This is a genomic window from Micromonospora sp. NPDC050695 (assembly GCF_040654415.1).
GTDB lineage: Bacteria > Actinomycetota > Actinomycetes > Mycobacteriales > Micromonosporaceae > Micromonospora.
Genome location: NZ_JBFAHZ010000001.1, coordinates 69445 through 80675 on the forward strand (window position 1 = coordinate 69445; position 11231 = coordinate 80675).

Annotated in this window: 10 protein-coding genes; 9 read left to right on the forward strand and 1 reads right to left on the reverse strand. The window is 70.8% G+C overall.

The genetic code is table 11. The features are described from left to right. The first annotated feature begins 44 nt into the window (after nucleotides 1-44). Nucleotides 45-1544 carry an adenosylhomocysteinase gene (gene ahcY, locus AB0H52_RS00320; RefSeq protein WP_151487640.1) on the forward strand — a complete coding sequence of 500 codons (1500 nt, stop codon included), beginning with the start codon at nucleotides 45-47 and terminating at the stop codon, nucleotides 1542-1544. Nucleotides 1545-1602: 58 nt separating this feature from the next. Here ahcY and AB0H52_RS00325 read toward each other — a convergent pair whose 3' ends face one another. After that, entirely contained in the window at nucleotides 1603-1752 is a 150-nt protein-coding gene (locus tag AB0H52_RS00325; RefSeq protein WP_192580080.1) for a hypothetical protein, read from the reverse strand. A gap of 126 nt (nucleotides 1753-1878) precedes the next feature. Here AB0H52_RS00325 and efeU point away from each other — a divergent pair, with 126 nt between their 5' ends. From efeU to raiA, 8 genes are all read left to right on the forward strand, one after another. Further along, nucleotides 1879-2754 carry an iron uptake transporter permease EfeU gene (gene efeU, locus AB0H52_RS00330; protein ID WP_357944235.1) on the forward strand — a complete coding sequence of 292 codons (876 nt, stop codon included), beginning with the start codon at nucleotides 1879-1881 and terminating at the stop codon, nucleotides 2752-2754. Nucleotides 2755-2777: 23 nt separating this feature from the next. Then, nucleotides 2778-3911 carry an iron uptake system protein EfeO gene (gene efeO, locus AB0H52_RS00335; protein ID WP_151487638.1) on the forward strand — a complete coding sequence of 378 codons (1134 nt, stop codon included), beginning with the start codon at nucleotides 2778-2780 and terminating at the stop codon, nucleotides 3909-3911. A gap of 26 nt (nucleotides 3912-3937) precedes the next feature. After that, nucleotides 3938-5215 (forward strand): iron uptake transporter deferrochelatase/peroxidase subunit, encoded by a 1278-nt coding sequence (gene efeB, locus AB0H52_RS00340; RefSeq protein WP_151487637.1) that lies wholly within the window; start codon nucleotides 3938-3940, stop codon nucleotides 5213-5215. Nucleotides 5216-5359: 144 nt separating this feature from the next. Continuing rightward, nucleotides 5360-6049: an MtrAB system response regulator MtrA gene (gene mtrA, locus AB0H52_RS00345; RefSeq protein WP_007455837.1), complete on the forward strand. Its 690-nt coding sequence runs from the start codon at nucleotides 5360-5362 to the stop codon at nucleotides 6047-6049. A 12-nt stretch (nucleotides 6050-6061) separates the two neighbouring features. After that, complete coding sequence (gene mtrB, locus AB0H52_RS00350) at nucleotides 6062-7819, forward strand: MtrAB system histidine kinase MtrB (RefSeq protein ID WP_151487636.1); 1758 nt, start codon at nucleotides 6062-6064, stop codon at nucleotides 7817-7819. Continuing rightward, a complete protein-coding gene (locus AB0H52_RS00355) occupies nucleotides 7816-9627 on the forward strand; it encodes an LpqB family beta-propeller domain-containing protein (protein ID WP_225854079.1) in 1812 nt (603 codons plus the stop codon). The genes mtrB and AB0H52_RS00355 overlap by 4 nt, the downstream gene beginning before the upstream one ends. 37 nt (nucleotides 9628-9664) lie before the next feature. Next, complete coding sequence (locus tag AB0H52_RS00360) at nucleotides 9665-10324, forward strand: ComF family protein (RefSeq protein WP_151487649.1); 660 nt, start codon at nucleotides 9665-9667, stop codon at nucleotides 10322-10324. A 243-nt stretch (nucleotides 10325-10567) separates the two neighbouring features. Continuing rightward, nucleotides 10568-11206, forward strand: a complete 639-nt coding sequence (gene raiA, locus AB0H52_RS00365; RefSeq protein WP_151487635.1) for a ribosome-associated translation inhibitor RaiA — start codon at nucleotides 10568-10570, stop codon at nucleotides 11204-11206. Nucleotides 11207-11231 lie beyond the last annotated feature (25 nt).

The following is an 11231-nucleotide window of genomic DNA, read 5'->3' on the forward strand; positions in this document are numbered from 1 at the left end:
GTAAGGTGGAAGGTCGGCGCAGACATCGTTCGACAGGAGCTTTCATGACCAGCACCCTCCCGGCGTCCGCCAGCGGTACGCCGTCCGAGGCCCGGCCGAGCACGCTCGCCGAGGGCGACTTCAAGGTGGCGGATCTGTCGCTCGCCGAGTTCGGGCGTAAGGAGATCCAGCTCGCCGAGCACGAGATGCCCGGCCTGATGGCGATCCGTCGGGAGTTCGCCGAGGCGCAGCCGCTCGCCGGCGCGCGGATCACCGGTTCGCTGCACATGACCATCCAGACCGCCGTCCTGATCGAGACGCTGGTGGCCCTCGGCGCGCAGGTGCGCTGGGCGTCCTGCAACATCTTCTCCACGCAGGACCACGCCGCCGCGGCGATCGTCGTCGGCCCGGACGGCACCCCCGAGGCCCCCGCCGGCGTCCCCGTGTACGCCTGGAAGGGCGAGACGCTTCCGGAGTACTGGTGGTGCACCGAGCAGGTGCTCCTCTGGCCGGACGGCCACGGCCCGAACATGATCCTCGACGATGGTGGCGATGCCACCCTGCTCGTGCACAAGGGCGCCGAGTTCGAGAAGTCGGGGGTCGTCCCGCCGGTCGAGTCCGCCGACTCCGAGGAGTACGCGGTCATCCTCGAGCTGCTGCACCGTTCGCTCGGCGAGGACGGCCAGCGCTGGACGCGGATCGCCGCCGACATCAAGGGCGTGACCGAGGAGACCACGACCGGCGTGCACCGGCTCTACGAGATGCACCGCGCCGGCACCCTGCTCTTCCCGGCCATCAACGTCAACGACTCGGTGACCAAGAGCAAGTTCGACAACAAGTACGGCTGCCGGCACTCGCTCATCGACGGCCTCAACCGGGCCACCGACGTGCTGATCGGCGGCAAGATGGCCGTCGTGATGGGCTACGGCGACGTGGGCAAGGGCTGCGCCGAGTCGCTGCGCGGTCAGGGTGCCCGGGTCGTGGTGACCGAGGTGGACCCGATCTGCGCGTTGCAGGCCGCGATGGACGGCTACCAGGTCGCCACCCTGGACGACGTGGTCGAGCAGGCGGACATCTTCATCACCGCCACCGGCTGCTTCGACGTCATCACCAACGAGCACATGGCCCGGATGAAGCACCAGGCCATCGTCGGCAACATCGGCCACTTCGACAACGAGATCGACATGGCCGGCCTGGCGAAGCGTTCCGACGTCGAGCGGGTCAACATCAAGCCGCAGGTCGACCTGTGGCGCTTCGCCGACGGGCACGCGATCATCGTGCTCTCCGAGGGCCGCCTGCTGAACCTGGGCAACGCGACCGGGCACCCGAGCTTCGTGATGTCGAACTCGTTCGCCAACCAGACGATCGCCCAGATCGAGCTGTTCACCAAGACCGAGGAGTACCCGATCGGCGTCTACGTGCTGCCCAAGCACCTGGACGAGAAGGTGGCCCGGCTGCACCTGGGCGCGCTCGGCGCCAAGCTGAGCACGCTCACCAAGGAGCAGGCCGCGTACCTGGGTGTCTCCCAGGAGGGTCCGTTCAAGCCGGACCACTACCGCTACTGATCGACGTTTCCGGACCGGGTCGGCTGTTCGCAGCCGGCCCGGTTTCGTCGTATCCGGGTCAGGGGCGGCGACGCGCGGGCCGGAACCAGGTCCAGACGCACCAGGCCAGCCACGAGAGTGACACGACGGTGGCCAGTGCCCGCAGGCGCAGCGCGCTGAGCAGCAGCACCACGGCCAGGACGGTCAGCCACGGCAGGAATCCCTTCACGGCGGGATCCTCCCACAGTCGGCGAGAGTGAGCTTGTCATGAACGACTTGACGAGCGCCCTGAGCAGGGAGGAAGGTATGGCTGCCCTAAGTTAGCTGAGGCGTGCCTAACGAACACGGAGCCCGGATGTTCGCCACCTACCTGATCGGCCTGCGGGAAGGCTTGGAAGCGACCCTGGTGGTCAGCATCCTGGTGGCGTTTCTGGTGAAGTCGCAGCGTCGGGACCGGTTGCCGCAGGTCTGGGCGGGCGTCGGCCTGGCCGTGGCGCTCTCGGTGCTCTTCGGCTGGCTGATCGAGTACACGTCGACCTCGCTGCTGGCCCGCTCCGAGGACCGGGAGCTGTTCGAGGCGATCACGTCCGTCGCCGCCGTGGTCTTCGTCACCTGGATGATCTTCTGGATGCGCCGTGCCGCCCGGACCATCGCCGGCGAACTGCGCGGCAAGCTCACCGAGGCGCTGGCCGTCGGATCCCTCGCGGTCGCCGGCATGGCCTTTCTCGCGGTGATCCGCGAGGGCCTGGAGACCGCGCTGATCTTCTACTCCGCGGCCCAGGGCGCGGCCGGTGACAGCGGGCCGCTGCTCGCGTTGATCGGCGGCATCGTCACCGCCGTGGTGCTCGGCGCGCTGCTCTACGCCAGCGCCCTGCGGATCAACCTCAGCAAGTTCTTCACCTGGACCGGCGCGCTGCTGATCCTGGTCGCCGCCGGCATCCTCAAGTACGGCGTGCACGACTTCCAGGAGGCCGGCGTGCTGCCGGGCCTCAATGACCTGGCCTTCGACATCACCAGCGCGCTCGACCCGACCACCTGGTACGCGGCACTGCTGGCCGGGATGTTCAACGTGACGCCCGCGCCCACCGTGCTGGAGACCATCGCCTGGGTCGGGTACGCGGTGCCGGTCCTCCTGCTCTTCCTGCGCCCGACCCGGCGTAAGCCGACCTCCACCGCGACCGCCACCACCGGCACCGAGGCCGAGGCGGCGACCACGCCGCAGCCTGCCTGACCCCACGAGGAGAGACAGCTCAGATGCGTACCACCCGCTTTTTCGCGCTGGCCGCCGCCGGCGTGCTGGCGACGGCCGGTGTGGCCGGTTGTTCCGACTCCGACAAGGGTGACGCGGCCGGTGCCGGCGGCCCGATCGTGGTCAAGGCCAGCGACACGGCCTGCGAGGTCGGCGCCACCGACCTCGACGCCGGCACCGCCACCTTCAAGATCACCAACTCGGGTGCCAAGGTGACCGAGTTCTACGTGTACGCCTCCGGCGACCGGGTGATGGGCGAGGTGGAGAACATCGCCCCCGGCCTGAGCCGCGAACTGCACGTCGAGCTGCCGGCCGGCACCTACGAGACGGCCTGCAAGCCGGGGATGAGCGGCAAGGGCATCCGGGGTGCGCTCAAGGTCAGCGGGTCGGCGCAGCCGCTGACCGCCGACGCCGCGCTGGCCGGTGCCACCGAGAACTACCAGCGCTACGTCAAGAGCCAGACCGACGCCCTGCTGGTCAAGACCGAGGAGTTCGTCGCCGCCGTGAAGGCCGGCGACGTGGCGAAGGCCAAGGCTCTCTACCCGGTCGCCCGCACCTACTGGGAGCGGATCGAGCCGGTGGCCGAGATCTTCGGCGACCTCGACCCCAAGATCGACGGCCGCGAGGAGGTCATCGAGGAGGGGATGGAGTTCACCGGCTTCCACCGGATCGAGAAGGACCTCTGGCAGTCCGGCGACATCAGCAAGGACGGTCCGATCGCCGACCGGCTGCTGGTCGATGTCAAGGAGATCGTGGCCAAGGCCAACGCCGAGAAGCTCTCCCCGCTGCAACTCGCCAACGGTGCCAAGGAACTGCTCGACGAGGTGGCCAGCGGCAAGATCACCGGCGAGGAGGACCGCTACTCGCACACCGACCTGTGGGACTTCGCCGCCAACCTGGAAGGTTCCAAGGCGGCCGTGTCGGCCCTCCGGCCGGCGCTGGAGCAGCGCTCGCCGGAGCTGGTCACGCAGTTGGACACCGAGTTCGCCAACGTCGAGGCGCTGCTCGGCAAGCACCGGGACGGCGACGGCTGGAAGCTGCACACCGCGCTGAGCAAGACCGAGCTCAAGGACCTGTCCGACGGGATCAACGCGCTCGCCGAGCCGATCAGCAAGGTCGCCGCGGCCGTCGCTCGGTGACCGGACCTCAGGGGGAGTCGAAACCGATGAGCGGGAGCAGGGTGACCCGGCGGCGGGCGATCACGCTCGCCGGCGCCGGGGTGGCCGGTGTCGCCGGAGTGGCGGTCGGTGCGGGAGCGCTGGTCAGCGGCTCCCGTGGCCCGGCCGCCGCGAGCGACCACCCGGCCGGGGCGGTGCCGTTCCACGGTGAACACCAGGCCGGCATCGTCACCCCGGCCCAGGATCGGCTGCACTTCGTCGCCTTCGACGTGATCACGAAGGACCGGGCCCGGCTGGTCGAGCTGCTCGAGGAGTGGACCGCCGCCGCCGCCCGGATGACCACCGGGCGCGACGCCGGTGTGCTGGGCGCGGTCGGTGGGATGCCGGAGGCGCCGCCGGACGACACCGGCGAGGCGCTGGGCCTGCCCCCGTCGCAGCTCACCCTGACCATCGGTTTCGGGCCGACGCTGTTCCGCGACGCCGACGGCCGGGACCGGTTCGGCATCGCCGACCGGCGCCCGGCCGCCCTCGCCGAGCTGCCCCGGTTCCCCGGCGACGCGTTGCAGCCGCAGATCTCCGGCGGCGACCTCTGTGTGCAGGCGTGCGCGAACGATCCGCAGGTCGCGGTGCACGCCATCCGCAACCTGGCCCGGATCGGCATGGGCGTGGTGAGCGTCCGCTGGTCGCAGCTCGGCTTCGGCCGGACCTCGTCGACCTCCCGCGACCAGGCCACCGCGCGCAACCTCTTCGGCTTCAAGGACGGCACCGCCAACCTCAAGGCCGAGGACACCGCCCTGCTGCGCGACCAGTTGTGGGTGCAGCCGGGCGACGGGCCGGACTGGATGACCGGCGGGTCGTACCTGGTCACCCGCAAGATCCGGATGCTCGTGGAGACCTGGGACCGGACGTCGTTGTCCGAGCAGGAGGAGATCGTCGGCCGGACCAAGGGCAGCGGTGCCCCGCTGGGCCGGACCGACGAGTTCGACGAGCCGGACTTCGCGGCGCGCGGCGCGGACGGCAAGCCGGTGATCGCCGAGCACGCCCACGTCACACTGGCCCACCCGAGCCGCAACAACGGCGCCCACCTGTTGCGTCGCGGCTACAACTTCGTCGACGGGTCGGACGGCCTCGGCCGCCTCGACGCGGGCCTGTTCTTCATCGCCTACCAGCGTGATCCACGCCGGCAGTTCGTGCCGATCCAGACCCAGTTGGCCCGCCACGACGTGATGAACGAGTACCTGCGGCACGTCTCCAGCGGCCTGTTCGCCTGCCCGCCCGGCGTCCGTGACGGGGGCGACCACTGGGGGCGGGCGCTCTTCGGCTGACCGCCGTCCGGATCACGACAGGGCGACCGGCTGGAGGCAGCGGTGGCGCTGGGCGGCGCCGACGGGGGATCATGGGGGCAGCCCGGCCCGGGATCCACCCGACGCCGGTCCCACCGAACTGAACGGGGATGCAATATTAATCCCATGAGAGCCCGGGTACTGGTGGTCGACGACGACCCCGCACTCGCCGAGATGCTCGGCATCGTGCTGCGCAGTGAGGGTTTCCTGCCCTCGTTCGTGGCCGATGGTGAGCGGGCGTTGGCCGCGTTCCGCGACAGCCGGCCCGATATCGTCCTGCTCGACCTGATGTTGCCCGGGATGAGCGGTATCGACGTGGCCCGGTCCATCCGGGCCGAGTCCGGCGTGCCGATCGTCATGCTGACGGCCAAGAGCGACACCGTGGACGTGGTGCTCGGCCTGGAGTCCGGCGCCGACGACTACGTGGTCAAGCCGTTCAAGCCCAAGGAGCTGGTCGCCCGGATGCGGGCCCGGCTGCGCCGGGGCGAGGACGTGGCGCCGGAGATGTTGACCATCGGCCCGCCCGGCAACCAGATCACCATCGACGTGCCCGCGCACACGGTGAGCCGCAACGACGAGGAGGTGAAGCTGACGCCGCTGGAGTTCGACCTGCTGGTCGCGCTCGCCCGCAAGCCGCGTCAGGTCTTCACCCGCGAGGTGCTGCTCGAGCAGGTCTGGGGCTACCGGCACGCGGCCGACACCCGCCTGGTCAACGTGCACGTCCAGCGACTGCGGGCCAAGATCGAGCCGGACCCGGAGCGACCGGAAATCATCCTCACCGTGCGGGGCGTGGGCTACAAGGCGGGGACCGGATAGCCTGGTCACACTGTGTTGACCTCGCCGCCCCCGCACCCCTCGACCACGGCTACCCGCCGGCCCACCGCCGGTGGGGAGTTCTGGCGTGCCGTGAGTGGTCGCGCCGCCCGGGTGGTGGCCCGGGTGCACCAGACGTGGCGTCGCTCGCTGCAGGTGCGGGTGGTCACCATCACGCTGGTCGCCTCCAGCCTGCTGGTCGGCGGGTTCGCGTTCCTGATCGCCGACAAGATCACCACGATCCTGCTGGACAACGCCCGCACCGACGTCCGGCTGCGCGTGAACAGCGGTGCCAGCTACGCCGCCAAGCAGGTCTCGCTGTACGGCCAGGCGCAGGAGGCGCAGCTCCAGGAGACCATCGACGGCACGGTCAACTACCTGGCCGGCGGCGACCCGCAGCAGACCAGTGGCGTGGTGGTGGCGATCACCGCGGACAACTACCCCAACGACATCCAGACCCGCACGGCACCGTCGGTGAACGTCCAGCCACTGATCAGCCCGGAGCTGCGGGCCGCGGTCGCCGACGGCAAGGTGGCCAGCCAGATCCGCACCGGCCGGCTCACCGGGCAGAGCACCAAATACCTGGTGTACGGCTCTCCGGTGCCCACCCGCTTCGGCCAGATCGAGCTCTACTACCTGGTGCCGTTGACCCGGCAGGACTCCACCGCCGCCGACGCCCGAGCCACCGTGGTGGCCACCGGCGTCGCCCTGGTGATCCTGCTCGGGCTGCTCGCCGCGCTGGTCACCCGCCTGGTGGTCAACCCGGTCCGGGTCGCCGCGCGTACCGCCCAGCGGCTCTCCGCCGGCCTGCTCGACCAGCGGATGGTGGTCAACGGCGAGGACGACCTGGCCCTGCTCGCCGCCTCGTTCAACCAGATGGCCACCAACCTGCAACGGCAGATCCTGCGCCTGGAGGAGATGTCCCGGTTGCAGCGTCGGTTCACCTCCGACGTTTCGCACGAGCTGCGTACCCCGTTGACCACGGTCCGGATGGCAGCCGACCTGATCTTCGCCGAGCGCGACGAGTTCGACCCCGCGGTGGCCCGCAGCGCCGAGCTGCTCCAGGCCGAACTGGACCGATTCGAGGAACTGCTCACCGACCTGCTCGAGATCAGCCGGTTCGACGCGGGCTTCGCCATGCTGGACGCGGAGCCGACCGACCTGGTGCCGGTGGTGCACCGGGTGGTCGAGCGGCTGGCCGGCCTGGCCGAGCGGGTGGGCGTACCCATCGAACTCGACCTGCCGGGTACGCCGGTGATTGCCGAGGTCGACCCGCGCCGGGTCGAGCGTGTGCTGCGTAACCTGGTCGGCAACGCCGTCGAGCACGGTGAGGCCCGGCCGGTGCTGATCACCCTCGGCATCGACGACACCGCCGTGGCGATCACCGTGCGGGACCACGGAGTGGGCCTCAAGGCGGGCGAGGAGAAGCTGGTGTTCAACCGGTTCTGGCGGGCGGACCCGTCCCGGGCGCGGCAGACCGGGGGCACCGGTCTGGGCCTGTCGATCAGCCTGGAGGATGCCCGGCTGCACGGCGGCTGGCTGGAGGCGTGGGGCGCTCCGGGTCAGGGTGCCCAGTTCCGGCTCACCCTGCCGGCCCGTGCCGGCGACCGGTTGACGACCTCGCCGCTGCGGCTGGTGCCGGCCGACGCCGCGTTGCCGTTCGGCGGCCCCCGCGACGGTGGCCCGCTGGCCATCGGCCCCGGCACCGGTGGGGCGTTGGCGATCGGCCCGGCACCGGCCGGGGACGGGCAGCGGGCGGAGGTGGGTTCGTGAAGCGGCCGGCCCTGCTCGGAACACTCGGCGTGGTGCTGATGGTCGGTGCCGCCTGCGGCATCCCGGCATCGTCGGACGTGCGGGTGGACGGCAAGGGCGGGGCCGCGACCGAGGCCGGCTCGGTCGACGGCCGGCGGAGCGAGCCGCCGTCGCGGACGGCCAGCGGCAGCTCCAACGAGGCGTTCGTCCGCAACTTCCTGTCCGCCGCCGCCGGCGAGCCGGACCGGGCGTACGAGCGGGTCAAGGCGTTCATCCTGCCGCAGGACCGGCCCCGCCTGCAGGACAAGAAGGGCAGCGAGGTCGCGCTGACCGTGGTCCGGTTGCGGGAGTCGGTCTACACGCTCAACAGCGACTCGACCACCACGGTGAAGATCACCGTGCAGCAGCTCGGTGTGCTGCGGGCCAACGGCACCCTGGCCCCGCCGGTGGCCACCGAGACGGAGTACGAGTTCCGGCTGCGCAGCGGTGCGGTCAACGGCGCCGGCACCGACGAGCGGGCCGGCCTGTACGTGCTCGACCCGCCGAACGTGCTGCTGCTCAGCGACATCGCCCTCCAGCAGTACTACAAGAGCGAGTCGATCTACTTCTGGAGTTCCGACCGCACCCGGCTGGTGCCTGATCAGCGCTACCTGCCCGAGGCGGTGCCGGAGGAGCGCCGGGTCAACGAGGTCGTGAAGTGGCTGGTCGGCGGCCCGTCCGACTGGCTGCGCCCCGGTGTCGTCGGGCTACCCGACCGCACCGAGCTGATCAACAACGCCACCGGCGCGAACGACCGGTGGGAGGTCAATCTGGACATGTCCGGCGATGACCAGAACACCATCGACCAGCTGGTCACCCAGCTCGCCTGGTCGCTGGGCGACCTCGCGGGCGAGCTGGAGTTGAAGATCCGCAACAACTCGCAGCCCGTGCAGGACCTGAGCGCCCGCCGGGCGGCACAGCGGCTCTACCCGATCAGCGAGAACCCGCAGCGGTTCTGCGTGTACGAGGGCACGATCCGTCCGCTCGACTTCGTCGGCGAGCTCAGCGGCGCGGTCCCGCTGGCGGCCGAGGTCAACCGTGGCATCGTCTCGGCCAGCATGGCGCGGGCCGACAACCGGATCCTCGCCGCGATGGTGTTGACCGGCGGCAAGAGTCGCCAGCGGCTCGCGGTGGGCACCGGGCCCGCCCCGATCACCACGATCACGCGCAGTACGAGCGAGTACGCCTCGATCAGTCGTCCGGTCTGGTTGCGGATGGCCGACTCCCGGCCCGGTCGGGGTCTGGTGGTGGCCGATGGCCAGCTCTACCGCTTCGACGAGGGCGCACGGATGTACCCGGTGCCGCTCAACCTGCCCTCGGCACCGGTCACCGCGGTGGCCGCCGCGCTGGACGGTCAGCGCGTCGCGTTGATCGCCGGCGGCCGGCTCTACGTCGCGGCGGTCAACCTCGACGGCGGTGGGGTCTCCATCGGCCCGCCCCGGCAGTTGATCACCTCGCTGTCCGGCCTCACGACGGTGGACTGGGGTCGGGAGGACCAGCTGGTGGTGGGCGGGTCGGCCGGCCAGCCGGCGATCTACGAGATCAGTGTCGACGGCGTCCTGGAGACACCGCTGCGCACCGACGTCGGTGCCAAGGTCAACCACCTGGCGGCGTACCCGACGAACCGCAGCGTGCCCCTGCCCAGCGGGGCGTACATGTACGAGGCGAACGGGGTGGCGTACCGCAGCAGCCCGTTGGAGCGGATCGGGCTCGAACGGGTACGCGACATCGCCCCGCCGTCGGCCGGCGTCCGGCCGAACAACCCGTCCGCCCCGTTCTTCCTCTACTGACGCCGTGCGCGGGCTCTGGGCGGACCTCACCGACCTGGTGCTGCCCGCCGACTGCGCGGGCTGCCGGGAGAGCCGGTCCGGCCTGCGGCACGGCGTCTGCCCCGCCTGCGTGGCGACGCTGAACGCGCTGCGTCCCGGGCCGGTGCGTCCCACCCCCGTCCCGGCGGGCATGCCACCGTGCGTCGCCCTCGGTCCGTACGCCGGCCCGTTGCGCGAGGCCCTGCTGGCGTACAAGGAGCACGGCCGGCACGGGTTGGCCCGTCCGCTCGGCGGGCTGCTCGCGGAGGTCGTCGCGACGGCGGTCGGCGACGTCCGCCGTCCGGTGGCGCTGGTGCCGGTGCCCGACACCGCCGCGGCGGCCCGGGCCCGGTACGGCGACCACCTGGACCGGTTGGCGCGGCACTGCGCGGCCCGGCTGCGCCGGGGTGGCTGGTCGGTCCGGGTACGCCGGCCGCTGCGCGCCCTACCCCGACCCGACTCGGTGACGCTGGACAGCGTGGGCCGGGCGGCGGCCGCCGAGGCGGCGTTCCGACCCCGCTCCCCGGTCGGTGCCGGCGCGGCGGTCGTGGTGCTGCTGGACGACATCGTGACCACCGGGGTCACGCTGGCCGCGGCGGCCCGCGTGCTGGGCGCGACCGGTTCGGCACCGAGTGTCGCGGCGGTGCTCGCGGCGACCGAGAAAAGACGCCGTTTGTAACCGACCGTGTTTCCGTTTCACCCGTTGGTGTATGAGCTGCGAAAATCCTGGGCGGTCTCGGCAACATGGGGTGACTGCCGGGCAAACAGGCGTTAGCGTTTTGCTGTCGGGGGTAGGAGGTCGTTCCACCCGCCCCCGGCGGTGAGAGGAGGCGTAGCCGTACTGACCGGTCGACGCCAGCGGGTCTCCCACGGCGCGCGACCGGGTTACCGGATCGAAGACCATCCGAACAAGGGAGGTCACGTGGACATCGTGGTCAAGGGCCGTAACGTCGAAGTGCCGGACCATTACCGGGTACACGTAGCCGAGAAACTCGCAAAGATCGAACGCTACGATCACAAACTGATTCGTGTCGATGTCGAGCTGTTTCACGAGCGCAATCCGCGCCAAGCCGACCACTGCCAGCGGGTGGAGATCACCTGCATTTCCCGCGGCCCGGTGATGAGGGCCGAGGCCTGCACGAACGACTTCTACAGCGCACTCGACGCCGCTATCGCGAAGCTCGACACCCGGCTGCGTCGCGCGGCCGATCGCCGCCGCGTACACCGGGGTCGGCACGCGCCGATCTCCGTCGCCGCCGCCACCGCTGGCCTACCGGTCGCGGACCTGGTGGCCGCTCCGCTCAGCGCGCCGGGTGACGGCGCCCGCGCCGGCACCGCCGTCGCGGAGCGGGTCGACGATGAGGGCGACGACCGGCAGCCGTGGCACATCGCCCGGGAGAAGGTGCACCCGGCGGAGCCGATGACGATCGACGACGCGTTGTTCGAGATGGAACTGGTCGGCCACGACTTCTACCTGTTCCAGGACAAGGAGTCCGGCCGCCCCAGCGTCGTCTACCGGCGCCACGCCTACGACTACGGGATCATCTCCCTCGCCACCTGACCGGTCGCGGAGCCATGTCGATCAT